At 70.3% G+C, this 22072-nt stretch carries 20 protein-coding genes and 4 pseudogenes; 10 read left to right on the top strand and 14 right to left on the bottom strand.

Annotated features, from left to right (window positions below; genetic code table 11):
• The first annotated feature begins 258 nt into the window (after window positions 1–258).
• Window positions 259–486, top strand: a complete 228-nt coding sequence (locus tag ACWEV0_RS29140; protein WP_453152603.1) for a hypothetical protein — start codon at window positions 259–261, stop codon at window positions 484–486.
• 203 nt (window positions 487–689) lie between these two features.
• On the opposite strand, the pseudogene ACWEV0_RS29135 reads toward ACWEV0_RS29140, so the two are convergent.
• The 4 genes and pseudogenes from ACWEV0_RS29135 to ACWEV0_RS29120 form a co-directional block, all read right to left on the bottom strand.
• Window positions 690–1244, bottom strand: a pseudogene (locus ACWEV0_RS29135) (oxygenase MpaB family protein); the annotation flags it as partial.
• A gap of 69 nt (window positions 1245–1313) precedes the next feature.
• Window positions 1314–2330, bottom strand: coding sequence for an NAD(P)/FAD-dependent oxidoreductase (locus ACWEV0_RS29130; RefSeq protein WP_453152602.1), 1017 nt, complete (start codon window positions 2328–2330; stop codon window positions 1314–1316).
• Entirely contained in the window at window positions 2327–2908 is a 582-nt protein-coding gene (locus tag ACWEV0_RS29125; RefSeq protein WP_453152601.1) for an isoprenylcysteine carboxyl methyltransferase family protein, read from the bottom strand. The genes ACWEV0_RS29130 and ACWEV0_RS29125 overlap by 4 nt, the downstream gene beginning before the upstream one ends.
• Window positions 2909–2935: 27 nt before the next feature.
• Complete coding sequence (locus ACWEV0_RS29120; protein ID WP_453152600.1) at window positions 2936–4000, bottom strand: type III polyketide synthase; 1065 nt, start codon at window positions 3998–4000, stop codon at window positions 2936–2938.
• Window positions 4001–4104: 104 nt separating this feature from the next.
• Here ACWEV0_RS29120 and ACWEV0_RS29115 point away from each other — a divergent pair, with 104 nt between their 5' ends.
• Window positions 4105–4971, top strand: coding sequence for a UbiA family prenyltransferase (locus ACWEV0_RS29115; RefSeq protein ID WP_453152599.1), 867 nt, complete (start codon window positions 4105–4107; stop codon window positions 4969–4971).
• A gap of 65 nt (window positions 4972–5036) precedes the next feature.
• Here ACWEV0_RS29115 and ACWEV0_RS29110 read toward each other — a convergent pair.
• Window positions 5037–5240, bottom strand: a pseudogene (locus ACWEV0_RS29110) (site-specific integrase); the annotation flags it as partial.
• A 38-nt stretch (window positions 5241–5278) separates the two neighbouring features.
• Between ACWEV0_RS29110 and ACWEV0_RS29105 the strand changes: the two are divergent.
• Window positions 5279–5563, top strand: a pseudogene (locus tag ACWEV0_RS29105) (transposase); the annotation flags it as partial.
• Between the two features lie 33 nt (window positions 5564–5596).
• Here ACWEV0_RS29105 and ACWEV0_RS29100 read toward each other — a convergent pair.
• Both ACWEV0_RS29100 and ACWEV0_RS29095 read right to left on the bottom strand, forming a co-directional pair.
• Window positions 5597–6439 (bottom strand): hypothetical protein, encoded by an 843-nt coding sequence (locus ACWEV0_RS29100; RefSeq protein WP_453152598.1) that lies wholly within the window; start codon window positions 6437–6439, stop codon window positions 5597–5599.
• Between the two features lie 717 nt (window positions 6440–7156).
• A complete protein-coding gene (locus ACWEV0_RS29095) occupies window positions 7157–7690 on the bottom strand; it encodes a MarR family winged helix-turn-helix transcriptional regulator (RefSeq protein ID WP_453152612.1) in 534 nt (177 codons plus the stop codon).
• Between the two features lie 246 nt (window positions 7691–7936).
• Here ACWEV0_RS29095 and ACWEV0_RS29090 point away from each other — a divergent pair, with 246 nt between their 5' ends.
• From ACWEV0_RS29090 to ACWEV0_RS29080, 3 genes are all read left to right on the top strand, one after another.
• The gene (locus tag ACWEV0_RS29090) at window positions 7937–9007 is read left to right on the top strand and encodes an alkene reductase (RefSeq protein ID WP_453152597.1); all 1071 of its coding nucleotides are present in this window, start codon (window positions 7937–7939) and stop codon (window positions 9005–9007) included.
• Window positions 9008–9106: 99 nt separating this feature from the next.
• Window positions 9107–10012 carry an NADP-dependent oxidoreductase gene (locus tag ACWEV0_RS29085; RefSeq protein WP_453152596.1) on the top strand — a complete coding sequence of 302 codons (906 nt, stop codon included), beginning with the start codon at window positions 9107–9109 and terminating at the stop codon, window positions 10010–10012.
• Between the two features lie 144 nt (window positions 10013–10156).
• Window positions 10157–10951 carry an alpha/beta fold hydrolase gene (locus ACWEV0_RS29080; RefSeq protein WP_453152595.1) on the top strand — a complete coding sequence of 265 codons (795 nt, stop codon included), beginning with the start codon at window positions 10157–10159 and terminating at the stop codon, window positions 10949–10951.
• 337 nt (window positions 10952–11288) lie between these two features.
• On the opposite strand, the gene ACWEV0_RS29075 is transcribed toward ACWEV0_RS29080, so the two are convergent.
• The 3 genes and pseudogenes from ACWEV0_RS29075 to ACWEV0_RS29065 form a co-directional block, all read right to left on the bottom strand.
• Entirely contained in the window at window positions 11289–11651 is a 363-nt protein-coding gene (locus ACWEV0_RS29075) for a hypothetical protein (protein ID WP_453152594.1), read from the bottom strand.
• Between the two features lie 131 nt (window positions 11652–11782).
• The gene (locus ACWEV0_RS29070) at window positions 11783–11998 is read right to left on the bottom strand and encodes a hypothetical protein (protein WP_217171192.1); all 216 of its coding nucleotides are present in this window, start codon (window positions 11996–11998) and stop codon (window positions 11783–11785) included.
• 254 nt (window positions 11999–12252) lie between these two features.
• Window positions 12253–13255: pseudogene (locus tag ACWEV0_RS29065) on the bottom strand (IS630 family transposase).
• Between the two features lie 585 nt (window positions 13256–13840).
• Here ACWEV0_RS29065 and ACWEV0_RS29060 point away from each other — a divergent pair.
• Window positions 13841–14989, top strand: coding sequence for an RHS repeat-associated core domain-containing protein (locus tag ACWEV0_RS29060; protein WP_453152593.1), 1149 nt, complete (start codon window positions 13841–13843; stop codon window positions 14987–14989).
• A 515-nt stretch (window positions 14990–15504) separates the two neighbouring features.
• Here the strand turns inward: ACWEV0_RS29060 and ACWEV0_RS29055 are convergent.
• The gene (locus tag ACWEV0_RS29055; RefSeq protein ID WP_453152613.1) at window positions 15505–15993 is read right to left on the bottom strand and encodes a hypothetical protein; all 489 of its coding nucleotides are present in this window, start codon (window positions 15991–15993) and stop codon (window positions 15505–15507) included.
• Window positions 15994–16046: 53 nt separating this feature from the next.
• On the opposite strand from ACWEV0_RS29055, the gene ACWEV0_RS29050 reads away from it, so the two are divergent.
• On the top strand, window positions 16047–16688 hold the full coding sequence (locus tag ACWEV0_RS29050) for a GMC oxidoreductase (protein WP_453152611.1): 642 nt from the start codon (window positions 16047–16049) through the stop codon (window positions 16686–16688).
• 290 nt (window positions 16689–16978) lie between these two features.
• On the opposite strand, the gene ACWEV0_RS29045 is transcribed toward ACWEV0_RS29050, so the two are convergent.
• Window positions 16979–17536: a hypothetical protein gene (locus ACWEV0_RS29045; RefSeq protein WP_453152592.1), complete on the bottom strand. Its 558-nt coding sequence runs from the start codon at window positions 17534–17536 to the stop codon at window positions 16979–16981.
• Between the two features lie 764 nt (window positions 17537–18300).
• Here ACWEV0_RS29045 and panD point away from each other — a divergent pair.
• Both panD and ACWEV0_RS29035 read left to right on the top strand, forming a co-directional pair.
• The gene (gene panD / locus ACWEV0_RS29040; RefSeq protein WP_453152591.1) at window positions 18301–18726 is read left to right on the top strand and encodes an aspartate 1-decarboxylase; all 426 of its coding nucleotides are present in this window, start codon (window positions 18301–18303) and stop codon (window positions 18724–18726) included.
• A gap of 445 nt (window positions 18727–19171) precedes the next feature.
• Complete coding sequence (locus tag ACWEV0_RS29035; RefSeq protein WP_453152589.1) at window positions 19172–20512, top strand: transglycosylase family protein; 1341 nt, start codon at window positions 19172–19174, stop codon at window positions 20510–20512.
• Here ACWEV0_RS29035 and ACWEV0_RS29030 read toward each other — a convergent pair.
• A complete protein-coding gene (locus ACWEV0_RS29030) occupies window positions 20393–21376 on the bottom strand; it encodes a DMT family transporter (protein ID WP_453152588.1) in 984 nt (327 codons plus the stop codon). The genes ACWEV0_RS29035 and ACWEV0_RS29030 overlap by 120 nt on opposite strands.
• 116 nt (window positions 21377–21492) lie before the next feature.
• Window positions 21493–22072 (bottom strand): carbonic anhydrase (locus ACWEV0_RS29025; protein ID WP_453152587.1); only part of this gene is annotated, 580 nt, incomplete at its 5' end.

Below are 22072 nucleotides of genomic sequence, written 5' to 3'. Positions count from 1 at the left end.
CGGGAACCCTGGAGCCGTTCTCCTGCGAGCCGGCAAAGCGCATCCGCCGGGCCGTCGGGCGGGAGCCGAGGATACGAGCAGCGGCACCCCGGCCGCACCGACTCCCGGCACCCTGCGCGGCGCGTTCAAGCTCGGCGGAGGCGCCGACGAGCGGCGCCGATGGTCCCGCGTCCCGCAGCACCACCGAGCACGCAAGGCCGCCGGCAGCCCTTGACCCGGCCCGTCCACACCGCTCGCCTTGTGCCTAGACTCAGGTGCGTGAACAACACCTTCCGGTGCACCCACTGCGGCACTGTCGGCCTCGAACCCGGCTTCGTCGAAGACACTGGCCAGTACTCCCGCGGCTACACCCGCTGGATCCAGGGCGCCCTCGAACGCGGCCCTTTCGGCGGCGCCAAGCGCATGGGAAGGCCGTCTTGGCAGATCGACGCCTTCCGCTGCCCCACCTGCAGCCACCTCGAGCTCTTCGCCGGCACCCGTACCTGACACCTCTGGGCCCGCGCGCGGTCCGGCTGCGCTGGAGGTGGCCCCACCCGCGGAGCAGGCCGCTGGAGGGGGTGCTGCGCTGCGGACACTGCTGAACGCCCGCCGTCCGTCTCCGGGCCGGAGTGCGGGCAACCGTGTTTGGTTCAGGTCCGGCCGGAGCGCGGCGATCGCCCCCAGCCCTCTCCGGCGGACGGGCAGATCGAGGCGGCCGCCACGCGGGCGGTGTCGGCGACGTACGCGTCGCAGCCCGCGGGATCAAGCGGTGGTGGGCGCCGTAGAGCTGATCGCCAATCAGGAAACGGTCCACCTCTGCGACGTGCACCCAGCCGAGCAGATGCGGATCGGAGGCATGGTACGCCGCTCCGGCGGCGGTCACTCCGCGCACGCGCTCGTGAACCGCGCGCACCCCGTCGACGGCCTGCTGCGCATCGTCCGCCGTTCCGTACGTCATCACGGCGAGGAACGTGCTGGTGTGGTGGAGGCGCCCCCACAGGTCCACGCGGAAGGCCGGAATGGGCCGCTACGGCGGCCATGGCCGGCGGATGGAGGGACTGGAGCAGCAGGGCCCTGAGCCCGCCGACGAACATCGAGGCGTCGCCGTGCACCGCACGGATCGCGCTGTCGGGTCCGAACCAACGCGGCCCCGGCGTGCCGTGGACGCGGGCACGGTTGTCCGGGCCCTCCGGGCCCGCGACACGGGCGAACAGCGTGCGGCTGAGTCGTTCCCGGAGGTCGAACGAGGGCACGGACACGTCCATGCGACGAGTATCCGCCGGCGCGGCGACGTCGCCCGGGCCCTGGGCGTCCGGCCCGCCGGGCGTGCACGATCACCGCAACGCGTGCACGGCCGCCGAGAACACGCCCGGCATGCGGGCGGCCATCGGCACGATCAGGCGGGAGGTCTCCGGCCGGGAGCCAGCCCGGAGCAGTGCCCTGGTGAGCAGCCGCTGCCGCCGGGACAGGCGCCGCCATGCCCGCTCGTACTCCTGGGGCCGCCCCGCCCGCAGGCACCGTACCGCCGCTTCGGCCGACGCCAACGCGAGGGCGATGCCTTCGCCGGTGAGCGCGTCGACGTAGCCGGCCGCGTCGCCGACGAGCAGGACACGGCCGGCGACTCTGCCGCGCACCCGCTGTCTGAGCGGTCCGGCGCCGCGGACCGCGTTCGCGGCTGCGTCCTCGTGCAGGCGCGCGGCCAGCTCGGGGAACCGGTCCAGACAGGTGGCGTAGGGGTGTCGGGCGGTGCTCAGCACGGCCACACCGACGAGGTCGTCGGCGACCGGGGTCACGTACGCCTCGCCCTGCCTGGACCAGTGCACTTCGACGAAGTCGGACCACGGGGCCATGCGGTAGTGGCGCCGCAGGCCGTAGCGCCGGGGGCCGGGGGTGGCCAGGTCCAGCCCGAGCGCCCGGCGGAGGGGCGAGTGCAGGCCGTCCGCCGCGACGAGCCACCGGGCCCGCAGTCCAGCAGCTGTCACCGACTCCGGGCCCTGGTGCACTTCCCCGACCTTGCCGGACACGATCCGGACGCCGAGCTCGAAGGCCCGCCGGTACAGCGCGCCGCTCAGGACGGTGCGGCGTACGCCGAGGCCGGAGCCGTCGCGGAAGGCAGCCTGCGCATGGTGGACGCCGTCGATGTACCGGATGCCGCCCAGCTCGTGGCCGTCCGGTTCGACGCCCAGGGTGCGCAGGTGCCGGACGCCGCGGGGCATGATCCCCTCGCCGCACGCCTTGTCCACCGGGCCTGGCCGGGGCTCGATCACCACGGCCTCCATGCCGGTCAGCGTGGCGTGGATCGCGGTGGCCAGTCCGGCGGGCCCGCCGCCCGCGACGAGCAGGTCGATCACGCGAGCCCGCCGGGTACGGAGGTCCGCGCCGGGCGCGTGGCGGTCCCGGACGGCGTGGCGGGCGGCACCGAGGAGGCCGGGGCGAGCGCCGCGTCCTCGCAGCGGATGCGCACGGTGAGTAGCACGGCGTTGAGCAGCGTGAACGAGACGGCGGTCAGCCATGCCCCGTAAACCAGCGGCAACGCCGCTCCTTCGGCCACTACCGCCACGTAGTTCGGGTGGCGCAGCCATCGGTACGGGCCGCCGGCGACGAGAGGCAGACCGGGCACGACAAGGACCCGGGTGTTCCAGCGCGGCCCCAGCGTCCGCACGCACCACCAGCGCAGGGCCTGGGCCGCGACCACCACGGCCAGCATGGGCCAGCCGAGGCCGGGGCGGAACGGCGGCCGCATCGTCGCCACCTCGGCCAGGCAGCCGAGGAGAAGGCCCGTGTGCAGCACCACCATCACCGGGTAGTGCCGCCGTCCGTGTTCGACCGCGCCGCGTGCCAGGCTCCAGCGCGAGTGCCGTCGGGCGACCACGAGTTCGGCGGCGCGCTCGGCGCCGGTCGCGAGCACCAGGAGGATGTACCAGGTCATGTCTCCTCGTCTTTCCTTTCCTGCTTGCTACCAGCTCAACAGGACGAGTTCGGTGCAGAAGCCCGGGCCCATGGCGAGCAGCAGGCCAGGGGTTCCGGCGGGCGGCCGACTGCCTTTCGCGAGCGTGTCGCGCAGGACGTGGAGCACGGACGCCGAGGACAGGTTGCCGACCTCCGCGAGCGAGCGCCTGCTGACGTCGAGGGCATCGTCCGGCAGGTCGAGTGCCTCCGCGACCGCGTCGAGGACCTTGGGCCCGCCCGGGTGGCTGACCCAGGCCGTCACATCCTTGCGCGTGAGACCGTGATCGGACAGGAAGGTGTCGACGTCGGCTCCGAGGTTCTTGCGCACCACGTCGGGAAGGGCGGGATCCAGCACGACGCGGAAACCCGAAGCGGTGATGTCCCAGCCCAGCAGGCGTTCGGTATCCGGGTAGAGCCGGCTGCGGCTCGCCACCACCGTCGGGCCGTCCCCCGCCGCCGTGTGCCTTCGAGTGCCGCAGGCGACGGCCGCGGCGGCCCCGTCCCCGAAGAGCGCGGTCGCGATCAGGTTGGCGGGGGACGCGTCGTCCCGCTGAAAGGTCAGTGAGCAGAGTTCGACGGAGAGGAGCACGGCGATATGCTCCGGCCACCCCTGGAGGTAGTCGTGGAGCCGGGCGACGCCGGCCGCGCCGGCGACGCAGCCGAGGCCGAAGAGAGGAAGCCGTCTCACGTCCGACCGCATTCCGAGCCGTCCGACGAGCCGGGCGTCCACCGACGGCACGGCGATGCCGGTCACGGAGGTGAACAGCAGCAGATCGACGTCCCGGGCGGACAGGCCGGCCGCGTCGAGCGCCCCGGAGACGGCTTCGGCGCCGAGCTCCACGGCATGGGTGAGGAAGGCGTCGTTGACCGCGCCGAAGTCCCTCAACTCGCCGTACCGGTCGAGAGGCAGTGCCGTATGACGCCAGCGGACCCGCGCGCCGCGGTGGAGACGGTCGAGAGCACGCCGGTCGCCGTCGGCGGCCAGGCACTGACCGGCCACCATGTCGGTGATCTCCTGCTGGGCGTGCCGGTGTGGTGCCAGGACTCCGTGGACTGCTGCGATCCGGGTCATCGGACTCCCTGCTGACGGCGTGGTGCGGACGACGTGCACCCATATGTGCCCCGCGCCCCGTGGTCGTACCACGTCATCGCTCGTTGGGCGCCTACCATCGGCGCGTGGACGCGACGAACCGGGCCACCGTCGGCGCCGTACGGCCCAAGGGGGGCCTTCTCGCCGGCCTTGCGAGGGCCTGTCACCCGGGGCCGACGGCCGCCGTCACCCTGTTGATGACGGCGCTCGCGGTGTCGGCGGGGCACAGCGCGAGAGGCTCTGTGCTGGTCGGCGTGGCGGTGCTGGCGGGCCAGCTGTCAGTGGGGTGGTGCAACGACGCGGTCGACGCCCGGCGTGACTGGGCGGCCGATCGGCACGGCAAGCCGGTCGTGTCCGGTGCTGTCACCGCCGGGGCCGTGCGGGCCGCCGCGGTCATGGCTTTGGTGGCGTGCGTCCCGCTGTCCCTGTCCGGTGGTCTGGTCGCCGGGAGCGTCCACCTGGTCGGCGTCGGCGGCGCGTGGGCGTACAACCTGGGGCTGAAGGCGACGTGGCTGTCCTGGCTGCCGTACGCCGTGGGGTTCGCGGCGCTTCCCGCCTTCGTGGTGCTGAGCCTGCCAGGGAGGGACGTGCCGGCCTGGTGGGTCGTCACGGCCGGTGCGTTGCTGGGCGTGGGCGCGCATCTGGGAAACGTGCTGCCGGACATCGAGTCCGACCTCGGAGCGGGGGTACGAGGATGGCCGCAGCGTCTCGGCCCGACGTGGACGCGGCTGCTGCTGCCGGCACCGCTGGTCGTGGCGTCCGCGGTGCTCGTCCTCGGTGGTCCAGGGGTACCTGGCGTCTCCTCGTGGGCCGCCTTGGTGGTGGTCGCACTGACGGCGCTGGTGAGTGCGCTCCTCGGCGGTCGCTGTGTCCGACTGCCGTTCATCGCCTCGATCCTCGTCGCCGGTGTGGATGTGGCACTGCTGGTGGGGCGTGGCGGCCTGATCGCCTGAGGGTGCCGGATGGCAGACCAGAGCCGGGTCGGTGGGGTCATTTGGGGACCAGCCCGCCTTGACCGTCAACGGACGACGACGATCGGGCTCGGCAGGGACCGCGGGGCGCGGAGGACGCCGAGGCGCGCCGAGAGGGCAGCGCCGGCGGCGGTGATCTTGTGCACGTCGGGGTGCAGGTACCGCTGGGTGGTGGTCAGTGAGCCGTGTCCCGCGATCTTGCGTAGGACCTGCACCTGGACGCCGACGTCGGCGAACCAGGTGAGCCCGGTAGCGGCGCACGATCTACCGGATCGCCCGGACCGAGGGCGCGCCCGCCGCCGCCCAAGCGCTGCGCCGCTGGCTGTCCTGGGCCAGACGCCGGCGCGTCCCGGCCTTCGTCGAACTGGCCAGGAGAGTCCGGCGCCACCACCACGTCATCCTCCACGCGATCGTCGAGGCGTTGAGCAACGGGCTGACCGAGTCCACCAACACCAAGACGCGCCTGATCATCCGACGAGGGTTCGGCTTCCACAGTGCCGACGCCGTCATCGCGCTCGTCATGCTCTGCCTCGGCGGCAACCGCCCCGTCCTGCCCCGCCGTCAACTCGCCTGATCACACCCACAGGTCCAGCAGAAGAGCGGTGCTTCACGGGTGTGGTGTTTCCCGTATGCCGTCGACCGGGGGGCTCATGGTGCGTTTCCTGCGGATTTCCTCCGCGACGTCGTGTGCCCCGGCCGGGTCGTAGACCGTTATCGTTTTGGTCGGTGAGGACAGCGCGGCGGCGCGGGGTGTGAACGTATAGGTGTCGATGCCGTGGCGGACGACCAGCGCATCGACCTCGCTGGCGGGCACGTGCCACAGAGCGGCCAGACCTGCTTCCGAGTACCACTCGTCGGGGCACACGAAGTTGCGGTCGATCTCCGTCCGGTGCTCCACCGCTATGCCGACCGGGCTGAGTTGACTGGTCAGCCAGTCGAGCAGTGCCTCCGCACCGACTCGGGACATCGGGCTCAGAGTTCCCGGCTTGCACGCCACCTTCCCTCCGCGCGTGTGCAGCACCACTTCGAGCGACTTTCGTTGGTCCGCTCTGAACCGTTCGGAAAGGACGACGCGCTGCAGATCAGCCGCCGCAACGGTGGAGGAGCGCAGGAAGTACGCGATCACGACTTGCTTCGTACTCCCGTGAGGGCGGAACTCGATCCACCGCACCGTTTCGGTCAACTTCATGAATACCACGGTCGGGACGAGCACGGTTATGGCCAGGGCTATCAGCCCAAGGGCAGCCCAGAGGATGGCCCAGGAACCGGTGGCCAGGGCGACCCCCAGGATCGGTATCAGGAAGGGGACCGCGATCACCGGCGGTGTCACGACGCCGACGACGATCTCGGTACCGACCTCCAGGACTCGACGTGGCACGAACACCAGCCGCTCACCCGCTGCGGTCGTCGATACAACTCCCGCCAGTGGATGCGTATTTGGGGTGATCATGAATCAAGTCTAGGTAGTAGCAGACAAATTGGTAAGGACCTGGACAAGGCAGCTCCGCGCCCTCGAGGGACTCCTTCACGCCTCGACGACCACCAGGCCGGGGCAGCTCTCTGGGGCACCTCATGGGCCAAGGCGGAGAGGTCGGCGGTGGTCGCGGCGCCGCTCGTAGCGCCACACTGCTTCGAGGTAGCCCTCCTCTTCCAAGGAACCGCGCTGCGGCGGGCCGAGGAGGCGTGCCGCTCGCACGCACCGTGCGTCGTTGTGGAGGGCGAGTTCGCAGACGGCGGCAAGCTGGACCAGGTGGTCCGCGTCGTCCACCGCAGCGGCCATGGCGTCTGCGAAGAAGGGATCGCAGTCCCGGCCCACGGCAATCGTGCAGCAGGCGGTCTTCCGTACCACTGGGTCCGGATCGGTCATCAGCCGCGGCAACGCCGTGCGAGCGTTGCCGGAAAAGGCCGGCGGTGAGGAGGACCAGCCGCAGAGCCCATGCGCCACCGCACGCCGTACGCCGGGCGTCGGAATGCCCGTAGTACGGCAGGAGGGCCGCCTCGCCCGTGTCCCCGCTGCAGTTCGACCACCTCAGCTTCCTCGGCCGACACGCGCTCTTCCGACCGCGGGTGGCCGGGAGCCGATCGCTGTGCGAACCATCGGTCGGTGAGAAGGGTGGCGGCGAGCGGTAGGCGGGCCGACTGCCCTTGGTCGTCCCTCGGGAGGCCCCTACTGCTCGGCCGCGGCCTCAGTGGGTTCGGTGGAGGTCTGCACAAGATTCCGCTCCAGTCGCTCCAGAGTGTGCAGGGCGGCAGTGCGTTCCTCGGCGGTCAGACCTCCGGCCACCAGTTCTTCGAGCTGGCTCCAGCTCTGCTCGACCTCGCGGCGCAGGGCGTGGCTCGCGGCGGTGGGTTCGATCAGGGACGCGCGCTTGTCGGTGGGCGAGGGGCGGCGGCGGACGAAGCCGGCCTGCTCCAGGCGCCGGACGGTGCGGGTCATGGTGGCCGCGTCGGAGTCCATGAGCCGCACCAGGTCGGTCTGGCGCTGGGCGCCGAGTTCCCACAGGTGCATCATGACCAGCTCCTGGCCCGGGTGCAGGCCGATGCGGCGCAGTAGTTGTCCGGCGACCATGCGATGCAGGCGGGCGAGGCGGAAGATCGCGTGGCTGATGGGCCCGCCGCCGGCCGCGCCCGGTACCGGGACGCTCGCCTCCGGCCCCGATTCGACGGGGTCGCTCCCGGCCTGCGGGGTGGACTGGGTCATCTCTTCCTCGCTGCTCTTCCTCACTGCCTCTTCCTCGCTTCCCTGATCGGTCAACTAACGATATCGCGCAACGCACGCTTCAGCGCCTCCTCTCGTCTCTATTTAGGGATTTTTCCTGATGAAATGGCGTGACGTGGGTCACGTAATGGCCCCGGAATGACTTTCAGGCATTTACCTGTTCAGACAGGTATCTGTTACGTTGGATGAGTCGGGGCCACCGCCCATCCCCATCCGAAGGAAGAGATCATGACCACTGCTTTCGATCCGATCGTTCTGGGCGGCAAGCCCCTGACCAGCCGTATCGCCATGGCGCCGATGACCCGCAGCCGCGCGTACGGGCCGGGCGCAGCGCCGACGGAGCTGATGGCGGAGTACTACGCGCAGCGCGCCGGCGCGGGCCTGATCGTCACCGAGGGCATCCAGCCCTCGCCGGTCGGCCAGGGCTACCCCGACACGCCGGGCCTGCACACGACCGGACAGGTGGCGGCGTGGCGGACGGTGACCGAAGCGGTCCACCAGGAGGACGGGGTGATCTTCGCGCAGCTGATGCACACCGGCCGGATCGGCCACCCCAGCCTGCTGCCCGAGGGTCTGGTGCCGGTCGCACCTTCGGCGGTGGCCGCCAAGGGCCGGGTCTACACCCACGAGGGACCCAAGGACTTCGTGACGCCGAGCGAACTGAGCGAGGCGGAGATCCGTCAGACGATCGCCGACTTCGCCAACGCGGCCCACAACGCCGTCGAGGCCGGGTTCGACGGCGTGGAGATCCACGGCGCCAACGGCTACCTCGTCCACCAGTTCCTCGCCCCCAACACCAACCTGCGCACCGACGCCTGGGGCGGCACGGTCGAGGGCCGAATCCGCTTCGCCGTCGAGGTCACCGCCGCCGTGGCCGAGGCGATCGGAAGCCACCGGGTGGGCCTGCGGATCTCGCCCGGAAACCAGTTCAACGACATCGCCGAGCCCGACCCGGCCGAGGTGTACGAGGCGCTGCTGGGCAAGCTCGCCGGCTTGGACCTGGCCTACCTGCACCTGATGGAGGGCCCGGACCGCGACCTGACCCCGCGGCTGCGCAAGGCCTGGACCGGCACGTTCGTCCTCAACCCGTTCACCTACCCCGAGGTCACCGGCCTGGACGCGCTGAAGCTGATCGAGGACGGAGCCGCGGACATGCTCGCCTACGGGGCGCTGTTCCTGGCCAACCCCGACCTGCCCACCCGCCTCGCCGCCGGCGGGCCGTTCAACGCCCCGGACACGTCCACCTTCTACGGCGGCGACCACCGCGGCTACACCGACTACCCGACTCTCACCGCCTGAGCGGCGAGCCCACCGGCGCGGACCGCCTGTCTGTCCGCACAGTCAGTCACACGGCGTGCGGTCCGCCTTCTCCGCCTACCCCCCACCTGGGAGTTCCCCATGTCCACCGCGATCACTTTCTCCGAGTACGGCCCGCCCGAGGTGCTGCGACCGACCGAGGTCCCGCAGCCCCAGCCGGGCCCGGGCCAGGTCCGGATCAGGGTCAAGGCCGCCTCCGTGAACCCGCTCGACCTGAAGGTCCGATCCGGCCTGATGGCCAAGGCCGCCCCCGCGCACTTCCCCGTGATCCCGGGCCTTGACGCGGCCGGTGTCGTCGACGCGGTCGGCGAGGGAGCCGACGCCGCCGTGGGGGACGAGGTCCTCGGCGCCACCGTCGGCGGCAGCTACAGCGAGTACGCCCTGCTGGAGCGGCCGGTGACCAAGCCCGCGGCCCTGTCGTGGGAGGTCGCCGCCTCGCTGGTCACCGTCGGCCAGGCCGCACACCGCGTCCTCGGCCAGCTCGGCGTCGAGGCAGGCGACACACTGCTCGTCCACGGTGCGGCCGGCGGCGTGGGCCACATCGCCGTGCAGCTGGCCGTGGCCCGCGGCGTCACCGTCATCGGCACGGTCGGCGAGCAGGACATCGAGCGCGTCACCGCCCTCGGAGCCACCGCCGTCCGCTACGGCGACGGCTGGGCGGAGCGGGTGAAGGCGGCAGCCGCGGAGGGCGTGGATCTCGTCTTCGACGCCTCCGGTGCCGGAGTGCTCGCCGACTCCGTCGCCCTGACCGGCGACGCGGCCAAGGTCATCACGATCGCCGACCTGTCCGCCCAGCAGCACGGCGTGCGCTTCAGCCCCGGCACCGCCGACCGGGGCGGCCAGGCCCTGCCGGAGCTGGTACGGCTGGCCGCCGACGGGCGGCTCACGGTCCCGGTCTGGCGCACCTACCCGCTGACCGAAGCCGCCCGGGCGCACGCCGACCTGGAGGCCCACCGCAACCGGGGCAAGGCCGTCCTCCTGCCCTGACCCCCATGCCGCCGCCTCGCAGCCACGCAACCCGCGAGGCGGCCCGGGGCCGCAGCCAACACCCGCACCTCAGCCGGCTGCGGCCCCGCCCCCGAACCCGGCCCGCGTCACCTGCCCCCCACTCCCCGACAACGGAGAATCGCCATGTCCGAGCGCACCCTGCCGGAAGCGACCTACGCCCGCACCGTCCTGGGCTCCGGCCCCGGCCTCGTCCTCGCCCACGGCGCCGGCAGCAGCATCGCCGGTACCTACGGCCCGATCCTCGAAGGTCTCGCCGCCGGCCACACCGTCGTCGGCGTCGACTACCCCGGCAGCGGCGACACCCCCCGCTCCACCACGCCCCTCGACATCGACGAGGTGGCCGACCAGCTCGTCGCCGCCGCCGTCGCCGAAGGCCTGGACACCTTCGCCCTGCACGGCTACTCCCTCGGCGGTCCCGTCGCAATCCGCGCCGCCGCCCGCCACCCCGAGCGCGTCACCGCCCTGGTCCTGACCGCCACCATGGCCCACCCCAACAACCAGCAGGCCCTGACCATCCGCGTGTGGGGCAAGCTCGCCGCCACCGGCGACCGCCGTCTGGTGAGCGAGTTCCTCTTCCCGCACGCCCTCAGCCCCCAGGCCATCGAAGCCATGCCGGCCGAGCAGCTGGAGGAGGTCCTCACCTACGCCGCCGCCGAAGTCGCCGACGGCACCCTCGAGCACGCCGACCTCGCCGGCCGGATCGACGTCCGCGACGACCTCGCCGCGATCGGCGTCCCCACCCTGGTCATCTCCACCACCGCCGACCACATCGCACCCCCTGCCCTGCACCGCCACCTCGCCGACACCATCCCCGGCGCCCAGCTCACGGAGATCCCCACGGGCCACCTGCCCATGGTCGAAAGCCCCGAGGAATGGCAGAACCTCATCACCGACTTCCTCGCCGAGCACAACGCCTGACCCCCGCACGGGGCCGGTCCGGCAAGACAGCGCGCCCAGGAACGGCAACTGCCGCGCACGCGGCAGCAGACGTCGGCCAGGACCCGCCCGGACCGCGGAACTCACCGTGGTCCGGGACGGCGGTCTTCCCGCAGACCCGCGAGGAGGATCCGGAAGGCAGCCGCGCCGCTTCGAGGGTTACGGCGACAGGGCCCTCGTGTGCGTGGGGGTGACGACGATCACGAGTGCTCTTGGAGGAGCGCTGCGTAGGCTTGTGAGGTCGTCGGGCTACCTGACGATGTGTCATGAAAGTCGGTCGGCGTCAGGGTCCGAGACGTCGGCTGTTACCGGCTCGGGTTCAGGACGACGGCTGTAGCCAGCGCCGCGCCGCGGAGAGGTTCACCTCGACGTCATCGCTCCAAGAACAGACCTCCAGCCATGAGAGGTAGCCGCCTCGCGCGAAGACCAAGACCTCACCAGGGCACTCGCCGGTTTCGGTGAACAGCTGCACGTCGGCAGCCACGACGGTGCCGGGGCCCGTTGGCGCGGGCTCCAACCCGTCGGCGTCAAGGTCGAAGTAGGCAGTGCCGCACCCACACTTGCAGCGGGATTGCACCCTGAGGTGGGGCACCTGCCGTCGGAGGGCGACGTGAATCGGCTCGTCCGGGTTCAGGACGAGGCCAAGCGCGTCGGCTACATCCTCGGGCAGACTTTCAGGCATGCCGCCACCGTAGCTGACCAGCAGCTTCGGGCTTCGACCGATTTCGGGTCCGTCGACCCGACGCTCACAGGGCCAGGTCGGTGCCGCCGGCCAGCTGTCAGGCGAACGGCACCGACATCACTCAATCGAGTTCAGTAGCGGGCGAGGGTCCAGTTCGTGAGGCGGTCCACGATGTCGAGAACCGACCTGCGTGCCCCGGCGGAGATGAACGCGAAGACGACGAACGAGGGGATGAGCGCCACGATCACGACCAACGCGGGCAGCAGACGGACCACGATGGTGCAGAAGTCCAGCAGGGCGCGGAGGGTCCGGGTCTGAGACAGGAGGTCGATCAAACGGTCCAGCAAGGTGCACTCCTCGGATACGCGAGCGGGGTCACCTGGTGTCCGACTGAGGGCATACGTCTCCCTCGGACGGTGCCTTGTCAGGGCAACCAAGCTAATGAAGAACCCCGCTGGCCCGCGTTTCACGAGTCAGCGGCAGGTTCGAAACCTGCTGCGCATCCCTGTCTCCCTGCATATCGACCTACGGCGCCGGACAACAGTCCGGCGGGCAGCTGAATTTACTGACCGCCACACTGTCATTCAAGGGCGAATTTTAGTCACTGTCTAGAAACGCTCGAAGCTACTGCCTGAGCTTGAATGCGTGATGTCGGCCAGTCGTCCGTGATTAGGCCGGTGCTGGTCAGGCAGCCGTCGACCAGGTCCGGACGGTACTGGATCTGCTTGAGCCTGCGCTTGACGGCGCGAGTGATCTGGCCGAGGTCGGCTGCGGCTAGGTTGCCGATGTCGCGTTTGACCAGTGACCAGATGCCCTCTTGTGGGTTCAAGTCCGTTGCGCAACGCGGAAGTTGGGAGACAGTGAGCCAGTCCGCGTGGTCGGCGATGAATCGGCCGCATCGCCTCGACCAGGTGCATGCGCAGGTTGTCCCAGACCAGCACGATCGGGCCGCCGAGCTGGATGTGCGCTCTGACCAGCAGGTCGCACAGGTCGCGCCAGCCGATGCCCTTCGGCTCGCCCTTGCGGCCCCGGTACTCGCGGACCGAGTAGAACGTCCGGGACCGCTTCCCCGGCTTGTAGCAGGTCAGCCCAGCTATGGACACCCGGCCCGAGCCCCGGCCACGGGCCCGGACCACTGGCGTTGAGCCCTTGCGTCCCCAGCTTCTCGCTCGCGGCGGCGTCATCGACTGCCCGGCTTCGTCCTCGAAGGCGATCCAGCCGTCACATGCCGCGGTGCTCTTACCCGCGGCCAGGTCTCCTTCTTCCAGACCTCGACCGCCGCGTCATCACGCTCGATCGCCCGCCGAGCCGGCTGCTGCCAGGACCAGCCGTGCCGCTTCAGCAGCAGCCACGTGCCCTCCACGGTGTAGCTCACGTGGAACAGCCGGCCGATCAGCGTCTTGATCCGGGCCAGTGTCCACCGCTGGTCGGCCCAGCCGTGGACCAGCGGCCCACGCTCCAGTTCCCGCTCCAGCCTCGCGATCTGTGCTTCGCTGAGCCTCGGCCGCCCCGGCGATCCCTTCGGGTGCCACGGCCTGCAGCCGGACCCGCTCCCTCGCGACCCTCCCGGCGTCGGTCAACCCGCCGCCCTGCGCGTATCTCACAGTTCAGGGCTACCGGAACGGACCGACCACCGTCAGGCGAACGGTCCGACATCACCCAATCAAGTTCAGTAGCCTGCGGCAGGGGGCTTTGCTCAAGGACTGCGGCTGCACGAGGTTGGCCTTGAAGCCGCACGCGAATCGATCCGTTTCAGCGTCGGAATTGGTAAGTAGTGCCACGAGGTCCATCCCGAACCTCACGGATCGGCACAGCATTCCGGCTGTAACTCACTTCGTGCGACGCGAGGCCAGCCAAGTCACGGGCTCTCGACGGGTGGGCCCGGCTGTGCAGTTCACCTGCAGGCTCGGATCGGTCTTCGGCATATACCGCGCGACGGCCCGGGGAACTTGACGAAGAAGTTGATCGCGGAGCGTAAGCTCGCTGTGATCTGTGGCACTCTCAGATGGGGTGTATACCCGATTCTCTCGTGGCAGTCGATGCGAGATGTCCGATCTGGATTCCCGTCTCTCTCGTGTACGAGGACGTCAATCGCGTTGACAGCCTCCTGAACACGCCATTGGATCCCCACACATGAAGATCACATGAGTTTCCAGATCTTCACTTGACATGCATGTGCGTAACAAGTCATGGCGGGCCGTGCGCGTTTCGCGTCCGGTGTAGCTACGGGTGGGGATACCGCCGGCACCTGGCCCGACGACAAAGCCTTCCTCGGCAAGCCCGCCGACACCGGAACCAACCTCACCCACGTCGGCGCTCGCGAATACGACCCGAGCCTGGGCCAGTTCGTCAGCGTCGATCCGGCTCTCACCCTCGCCCAGCATCAGTCGCTCAACGGTTACGCCTACGCCAACAACTCCCCAGTGACCTTCAGCGACCCCACCGGCCTGTGGACCGATGACGGAACGGGGCACAGCGAGCCGGGAGGCCCGGGCGGCGGCCAGAGCAGCACTCCAGGAGTGCCGCGAGGCGGAACCGGAGACGGTGGCTGCTACTACACATGCAGCGGTGGAGGCGGAAAGGGCGGTCATAGCGGCGGTAGTGGCGGCAGTGGCAATGGTCTTCCGCCTGGCGCCGTGCTGGGCTACGACTACAATCCCCTGAGCAACGCGTGGGTCCCGCCCGTGGGGAACTACGGAGATCTTCAGAGCTTCATCGACGGGATGAGGAACCAGGAGGTGTTCGGCATCATCGACGAGGGGTCGCGCAACGACTGGGAATCCTCCAGGAGCCTCTTCTTCGGCTGGCTGTGGGGCGGTGGCTTTCCCCTCCGCTCCGTAGAGAGATTCGGAGGCGGAGATAAGTTCACGGCCATCCTGGCGCAGGACACCACGTTCACCGCCTGGAGACGCACGCTCGTTGCCCAGGCGATGAAGGACGGAATGAACGCCAGCGCGGCAAAGCGTGCGGTCGAATTCTCCTATAAGGATGTCGGCCCCGAGCCCGGCAGCGCTTGGTGGCGTGCAAATTCCATTCGCGGGGCCGTGCTAGATCTCAGTGGCACGCTTAGTAACGGAAAGATCGGCACGTCAAATTCTGCCGATGCGTTTCTCGGTACGTATTCGGCGACGGGGAGAATTGTGTCCGTCGACCGTAGGAAGCAGATCGTGCAACTCCAGTTCACTGCAAAGAATACCTCGGACTGGCATTCGGCCACGCATCTGGTCCCACGTACCTGGAACCCGATCTTCGCCGATGGATTTGGCGCCGCAACAGAACAAAAGTTTTCCTGGCGGGAGAACCTCCCGATGAACAGCTGTATGTGCTTCATGCAATAGATGGACACGCTCGCAGGCGGGCCACCAGTGGCCCGCCTGCGATCCCGAAGGGACACGGACACAGATGCTTTCCGTCACATCAAGAGGCCGCTTGCTCCTGCGGCTGTCGCTGTGCGTCTTCACCGCTTGCTCGGTTTCTTCTTGCGCCACCGATGTCACGCTCTCATCGATATCCGACAGTGCAGCCTCCGGCCAGTGGGAAGGAAGCGGCGGGGGCGTCGTAAGCCTGAAGGCAAACCGCACATTTACGACTTCCGGAATCAACTGGCGTGAGGTGTCTGAGGGAAGTGGATGTCCGCAGGGGCAGACGGCGGCGGGCACCTGGGCATTCTGGGGTTCTGATCCCGGAAGCCCCGAAATCTCCTCGGCTCTCGATAGATACACCAGTGGAGAGAGCATTAACCTCTCCTTCGACGGCGCACCTCAAGGGGAATGCCTGATCAACCTAAATGTAACGAAAGGTGGCAGCGCCCTTTGTGTATCGGACGACATAGAGATCCCGTGCTCCAGGGAGATCACCTTCGTGAAGAAGTCGTAAGGTGATCGGGATCGAGATTTCTTAAAATAGCGTCAGCAGATGAGACTGCCGGCCAGGGAGGCGAACCGTCGTAGCGTTCGGTCTGATGAGGTGAGACCACCCTGATTGACGTTGACGGAGATCTGTTCCAGATCCAGATGTGCTTGCTGCTCGTTGTGTCGACCACCTGGGCGCGGCCATGCTGCGGCGCGAACGTGTCCGGGATAGTCTTCTGCATCGTCATGTCCAGACCGGTCTCACTTTTCTGTGCGCCCTGGGGACGGACCTCGACCACGGCGCCGACGGCCTGCACGGCGGCTGTGGACGAGTGCGCGTATGCCGCGCGTCCCTCGACCACCCTGCCGCAGCTGCCTTCCGTGTCGCGGCGGATCACTTCGGCTACCGGCGCGAACCCGACAAACGACGAGACGCCGCCGGGCTTCGGCCCCGTCCCCTGCAACGCCGTCGACGGCGTGCGGCTCAACACCGGTTTCAGCTACCTCCTGTCGGCGTTCGACCGCCCGCGTCGGTGACTGCCGCATCAGCAGCATCGTTATCCGCGACGGCCGCGCCGCGGGAGTTGTCGTACGTCGGCACGGGCAGGAGACCCTCCTGCGCGGCGGCGAGGTCGTGCTGTGCGCCGGGTCCCTCGTCACCCCGCATCTGCTGCAGGTGTCCGGCATCGGTTCGCGAGCCGACCTGGAGCGACTCGGGATCCCCGTCGTAGTGGACGCCCCGGTCGCCGGCACCCGGTTCAGCGGCCACCCGCCGCGACCACCCGCATCGAGTACGGCTACCTCGCCGGCCCCGAGGCCCGTCGTCGGCTGCGCGAAGTCGTCCGCGCCACCGCGGAACTCGTCACCACACCGGTGTTCGAGGACATCTTCTCCCACGCTGCTCCAGCCGGGTCCGGACGTGCTCAACCGTGACCGAGCGCTGGACGAATGGATCAACCGGAACATCGGCATCGCTCACCACACGTGCGGGACCGCACCGATGGGCCCGGACACCGAGAATGCTGTGGTCGACCAGTACGGAAGAGTCCACGGCGTGCACGGTCTCCGCGTCGCCGATACCTCGATCCTGTCGACGGCCCCTCCGCGGGGCCCCGCGGCGACAGCCGTACTCGTCGGAGAGGTCATCGCGCATGCCATGTGTTGGCCGCGTGTTCGAGGCCGGTGAAGCGTTTGCGGCCTTGCCGGTCGGTCAGGTGGCGGGCGGTGGCGTGGCCAGAGCCGGTGAAGGCCATGAGGCCCGCCGCGGTGGTGTGGGCCAGGGACTCCTGGAACTAGGCGTAGTCCTTCGCTTGCACGTGGCATCCCCGTACGGGCTCCGGTGCTATCAGGCCCTTGGTGGGCGGGTGAATGTCCGGCATCACGTTCGCCTGGAACGGCGGCGCGTTCAGGTTTGCCTCCCGGCCCTCACCGGGGACAGTCGGCCGCCACTGCCGGGTGCCTGGAGGGCGTGGACGGTCATCGTGCCGCCGTCCGTCGGGAGCTGCGTGCTGAACAGCAGGCCGGGGGTCTCCACGCACCGATGTGTACCGCTTCGGCGTGGGCCGAGGCGGAGGCCAGCTGCTCGGCAGAGGTGGCAGGGTCGCTGTGGTTGCCCTTGCGCGCGAGGGGGATGACGAGGGGCGGCTCGCCCGGCTGCCAGACCTCCGCGAAGTACTGGGGACGATAGCGGTACCTCACCTTCTCGCCCTTGTCCCTGCTTGTGAGGCCCCAGCCCGCGCGTAACGCCGTGTCGGCGGGGACGATTGTCACCGAATGGTCGGGGAAGCGGCTGCGCAGCATGTGCTCGGCGAGCGTGAGCGCGAAACCGACGCCGAGCTCCCCGGACTGTAGCGACTTGTAGTGGTCCGCGATGCGGTGGCCTTCGTCAGTGAGGGTGAGGAAGGAGTCATGACCGCCGGCCAGGGCCTGGGTGTACTTGAGTGCGCCCCAGTGCTCCGCCAGCCCCCGGCCCGCACCGCGCCACGACAGGGCGCTGGCCCGGGCGAGGGTGTGGAGGCCATCCCAGAGGGTCACTTCGAACTGCTCGGGGCAGCTCGGTCGGCAAGATCGGGGCGAGGGCGGGCTTGCGGCGGAGCGGCTCATCCGCGTTCTCCTTCCGCTTCTCGTCGTCCGCCGCGATGGCGGCCTTCACCTTCCCGACGAGCGCGTCATCAGAGTGCACGGAGATGTTCGAGGGCTGGGGCAGGTCCTGGAGCACTTCCTCGGTCGGCTTCAACAGCTCTCCTTCACGGTGTGCGCGAGTGGTTCACCATCGCGCTGACCGTACGGAAGGGAGGAATGGCGCACGCAAGTGCGCAGGGGCGCGTGATCTTGGCTTCGGTCCGGGGCGGGCTGGCGTTGACGCCTTGGCCCCGCCTCGCTCGCGAGTTCCGGGCTGCCGAGGGGCCTCCGGCGGGCGGCAGGCAGCGAGCCGACTTCCGGAGCGGCCAAGCGTCGACCTGCTGATGGTGGAAGGGGCCGTGCTCCGTGAACCGGAGCGAGGTCGGTGCCCGACAGGTCGGTGGTGCCTGGGTACACGTCATCCGTGCGCACAGAGGGGCCTCTCGCGTGCCTGATGGGTCGTCAGGTAAGTCGGCATTCGGTCACCATGAGTCCCCCCGCGTTCCGGGGCGGTTACCCCAACAGACGCCGGTGCGGAGGGAAACCCCAGGTGGGAAGCCGTCTAGCCCGACCGGAGCGATGTTCCTCACAAACATCGGACGGGGGCGCCGGTGTAAGGTTGAGGACGCCCTTGACCTGCAGAAAGCGGGCAGGGAGCCGTCTTCGAGGAGTCCCAAGTGCTGCGTACTCTGTTCAAGTCCAAGATCCATCGCGCCACCGTGACCCAGGCCGACCTGCACTACGTCGGTTCCGTCACCGTCGATGCCGAGCTGATGGAGGCGGCCGACCTCCTGCCCGGTGAGCTGGTGCACATCGTCGACATCGACAACGGGGCCCGCCTGGAGACGTACGTCATCGAGGGCGAGCGCGGTTCCGGTGTGATCGGGATCAACGGGGCCGCCGCGCATCTGGTGCACCCCGGGGACCTGGTGATCCTCATCAGCTACGCGCAGGTCTCGGACGAGGAGGCGCGCGCGCTCGTGCCGCGTGTCGTGCACGTCGACGCGGAGAACCGGATCGTGGAGCTGGGCGGCGACGCGTCCGCGCCCGTGCCGGGGAGCGACACCGTGCGGGCGCCGCACGCGGTGCCCGCGGGGAGCTGACTCCGGGCGGATCGGCGGCGGGGCGCCACCCGGCGCCACCCGAATGAATGGGCTCCGCGAGCGGGGGCAGGCGCAGCAGGGGACGCTGGAGCGGGCATCCGCCCGTCCGTCTCGCCCCCGGCCACCGGCCCCCGCCCCCGGCCCTTCCTGCCATCCCGGAGCGCGTCATGACACAGCCACCCGTCCCGGATCCCTGGCCGACGCCTCAGCCGCCGCCGACGCCCCAGCCGGTGCCGCCGCCCGGGCCCGTACCGACGCCGCCGCCCAACCCCGTACCCGTACCGGAGCCCGAACCGCAGCCGGAGCCCGGGCCCGCCGGGCTGTGAGACCGGGCGGGGCACGGTGCGGAGGTGACGGACGATACGGGGGATTGGGCCGTAGCCCTTGTCACGCACGGTTGCCCGCCCTTACCGTGGGCGACTGCCGATGCGTTCGAGGGGGGCTCATGGCCGTACGCGGAACACGCGGAAAGCACCGCCGGTACCAGCCGAGCCGGATCAACCGGGCCTCGCTGACCGTCACCGCCGGCGGCGCCGGCATGGCCCTGCCGCTGATCGGGGCCGGGACGGCGCAGGCGGCATCGCTGGACGTCTGGGAGAAGCTCGCGGACTGCGAGTCCTCCTCCCACTGGCAGATCAACACCGGCAACGGCTACTTCGGCGGACTCCAGTTCAGTCAGTCCACCTGGGAGCGGTACGGCGGCACGCACTACGCACCGCGCGCCGACCTCGCCTCCAAGGACCAGCAGATCGCGATCGCCGAACGCGTGCTCAAGGGCCAGGGGCCGGGTGCGTGGCCCGCCTGCGGCCCGCGGGCCGGGCTCCACCGGGGCGACGCCGGCCCCGACGTCGCCCCCACCACCGGCGGCCCCGGCACCGGCGGCCCGTCCACGCAGACCGAGCGCGTCCGTCCGCTCGCCCAGGCCGCCTTACCCGCCCAGCGGACGAAGCCCGCGAGCCCCACCACCGTGCCGACCGTGCGCGAGATGTACACCGTCGAGCCCGGCGACTCGCTCTCGAAGATCGCCCGTGACGAGCACGTCCGGGGCGGCTGGCCGCGCCTGTACGAGGCCAACCGCACGGTCGTCGGCGGCGACCCCGACCTGATCCTCCCCGGCCAGCGGCTCACCCTGCGGATGACCGCCCCGGCGGCACCCGCCAAGCCCGCACCGCACCCGGAGACCCGGCCCGAGCCCAGGCCCGAGTCCAAGCAGCAGACCAAGCCGCATACCAAGCCGCAGACCAAGCCGGCACCCCGGCCCAAGACCGGCGGCAAGCCCAAGACCGAGACCAAGCCCGCCACGCACCCGGCTGCCAAGCCCCCCGCCGCCAGGCCGGTGCACAAGCCGGCCGCGAAGCCCGCTCCGGAGCACTCGGGGCACCAGTTCACCTCGCCCGTCGCCGACACCGACATCGGCACCCGCTACCGCGTCGCCGGCTCCTCCTGGTCCAGCGGCTACCACACGGGCGTCGACTTCCCCGTTCCCACCGGCACCTCCGTGCGGGCCGTCGCGGCCGGCCGGGTCGTGTCCGCTGGCTGGGGCGGGGCGTACGGCTACCAGGTGGTCATCCGGCACGCCGACGGCCGCTACAGCCAGTACGCGCACCTCTCGGCGCTCACCGTGCGCGAGGGGCAGCGGGTCAACACCGGGCAGCGGATCGGGCGTTCAGGGTCGACCGGCAACACTTCGGGGCCGCACCTCCACTTCGAGATGCGTACGGGTCCCGGGTACGGCTCCGACATCGACCCGCTGGCGTACCTCAGGGCCCGGGGCGTCTCGATCTGAGAAGGCCGGGGTCTCTGACACCGACATGCGGTCCTCGGGCTCCGTCATCCGGTCGAGGGTGAGCTGGACCAGGCCGCCCGCCGCCACCGCGCCGCAGATCAGCGCGGCGACGCCACCGGCCGTCCCGTAACGGAAGGACTCGCCGAAGAGGGTGAGGCCGACGGTCGCGGCGACCACGGGGTTGACCACCGTGAGCGTGGCGAGCGGGGCGGCGAGACCGGCGCCGCGGTACGAGGCCTGGGAGAGCAGCAGTCCGGTGACCGCGAGCGCGGACAGGACGAGGAGACTCGGCCACTGGGCGAGCGGCGCGTCGAGGCGGAAGTCGACGGCGACGGTCTTGGTGAAGACCGAGGCGATGCCGAAGGCGATGCCGGCCGCGGTGGCGACGACGACGCTGCGCAGCGCCGAGCGGCCGACCATGTGTGCCACGGCGAAGAGCAGCGCCACCGCGCCGAAGGTGACGAACGCGAGGAGCCGCCGGTCGCCCGCGGCGAGCGACTGGGAGGCCGTGCCGCCGGTCAGGCTGAGCAGTCCGGCGAGCCCGGCGGTGGCCATGAGCGCACCCCGCCAGGCGGTTCGGCCGGCCCGGCGGCCCGCGAAGAGCGCCGCCATCGGCAGCGCGAACACGATCGTGAGGGCGCCCAGCGGCTGGACCAGGCTCAGCGGCCCGTACGCGAGCGCGGCCACGTGCAGGGCCGCGCCCACGCCGGTGAGCAGCACGGCGCCCCACCACGCCGGGCGGCGCAGGGGCGCGTAGCGGGGAGCGGCGGCCGAGGCCGCCACCCGCTCCTGCACGATCGCCGCGGCTGCGTAGGCGACCGCGGAGACCAGCGAGAGGAGCACGGACAGCACCAGGGAGCTCATGACTCCACGATCTCTCTTCAGCGCGCTCCCGTCGTCGTACCCAGGAACGCGATCGGAGGTACCGCGGATGGAGTACGAAGCCGCCTCGTACGCCCTGGGGTGTACGCCCCCGCAGGTCAGGCGTGGTGGAACGCGACCCTTCCGGTGTCCAGGTCGAAGCGGGCGCCGACGACGCGGGCACGGGAAAAAGCCGCATCCCGAGCCAGTCGGCGGGCGATCCGGTCCACATTGGCCCGCACCGTGTTCTCCACCCAGTCGCCGGGCAGGTGCCGGGTCGCCCGGGCGGCCGGCGCCAGCTCCTCGATGACCCGCTCCAGGTGGCCCTCGACCGGGTTTCCGGTGCGCACGTACTCGACGGCGGCGGCCGCGGCCCCGCAGCGTTCGTGGCCGAGGACGAGGATCAGCGGTACGTGCAGCTCCTCGACGCCGTACTGGAGGGAGCCGAGCACGGCCTCGTCGAGCGCCTGGCCCGCCGAGCGCACGGTGAGCAGGTCGCCGAGGCCCTGGTCGAAGACCAGCTCCGGCGGGACGCGCGAGTCTATGCAGCCGATGACGGTGGCGAACGGGTGCTGGGCGACGGCGACGTCGGCTCTTCGGGCCGCGTCCTGGTGCGGGTGCCGCTGCCGGAGCGCGGCGAACCGGGCGTTCCCGGACCGGAGTTCGGCGAGCGCGGCGGCCGCGTCGAGCGGGCCGCCG

Source organism: Streptomyces sp. NPDC003943 (assembly GCF_053605265.1).
Note: the sequence above shows the minus strand (reverse complement) of the source record. Positions and strands in the feature narration are given on the sequence as shown.